Here is a 1066-nt window from a genome sequence, read left to right on the forward strand (position 1 = left end):
TTCCATCGCCGGGTCCGAGAGACTGAACCACTGCTGAAGGAAGTGAATACGCAGCATCGTCGCGATCGGAAACGGCGGCCGGCCAGTCTTGCCCTTAGGATAGTGCGGCTCGATGAGCGCAATCAGTTTCTGCCACGGCACTACGCGTGTCATCTCATCGAGAAACTCGCGCTTGCGCGTGCGCTTCGTTGACAGATTCAAGCCGAGATCCATTTGCGTCATCACGTCGCTCCTTGAATTCTCCTGCTCCCAGGATAGTCCACGCTCACGTCAATGCCAGGACTTTTGCAGACCTTCCTAAGCAAAGAAAGCGGTTTCACACCGCTAATGCTAAGTGGGCACCCTTGCTGGGACGGGGTAGTGGCTCCGTGGAATTCGGGCCCTCGCACGTTCAGACGTTAGTGACAAAGGAGTCATCAGCTCCCACTCCGCACTGCGTGCGTCGCGGACGGGTCTGCCAGGGAAACCAGGGGCTTCGTCTTTGCGTAGCGAGGACCATCGGCTTCGCCTCGGCAAGGAGCCTCTGCACTTTATGCGCGAACCCGTACCGCGAATGAAAGGTCGGTGTGTCGCAGCCTCACTTGCGGCCCCGACGGCAGTGCGATGACGAGTCGCAGTGCCAGGCAAAACGCAAGAGCCGAAACGCAGCAGTAGGTTTTATGAAGTACTCTTCGGCGCGCGCAGCGCTGCCGGAAGTATGACGCCCTTGTCACCAGCGCATGCAGGTGCACGAACACGGACTCTACGGAGCCACTACCTCTTGCAGGCAAGGGCGCCCACTTAGCATTAGCGGTTTGAGCCGCTTTCTTTGCTTACTTTCTTTGCGGCGGCGTAACTATTCAGCGCTTGTAAACTGCAGCCAGGCTGTGCATAGTGAAGGACATGACGAAGATGCCTGATTTCAAAGACCTCACACACGAACAGAAGGACGCGCTCATCGTTGATCTCGTGAAGCGTCTGAACGCGCTCGAAGCGAAACTCGAGAAGAACAGTCGTAACTCCAGCAAGCCGCCCTCAAGCGATGGGCCCGGGCGCAAGCCGAAGTCGTTGCGCGGCACGAGCGGGG

2 protein-coding genes are annotated in these 1066 nt (G+C 58.2%); one reads left to right on the forward strand and one right to left on the reverse strand.

Annotated elements, in window-relative coordinates:
- A partial coding sequence (locus HHL24_RS43495) for a transposase (RefSeq protein ID WP_169491094.1) occupies positions 1–222 on the reverse strand: 222 nt, incomplete at its 3' end.
- A gap of 669 nt (positions 223–891) precedes the next feature.
- On the opposite strand from HHL24_RS43495, the gene HHL24_RS44515 reads away from it, so the two are divergent.
- The coding region (locus tag HHL24_RS44515; RefSeq protein ID WP_230417418.1) for a DUF6444 domain-containing protein at positions 892–1066 on the forward strand (175 nt) is incomplete at its 3' end.

The organism is Paraburkholderia polaris, from assembly GCF_012927345.1.
Classification (GTDB): domain Bacteria; phylum Pseudomonadota; class Gammaproteobacteria; order Burkholderiales; family Burkholderiaceae; genus Paraburkholderia; species Paraburkholderia polaris.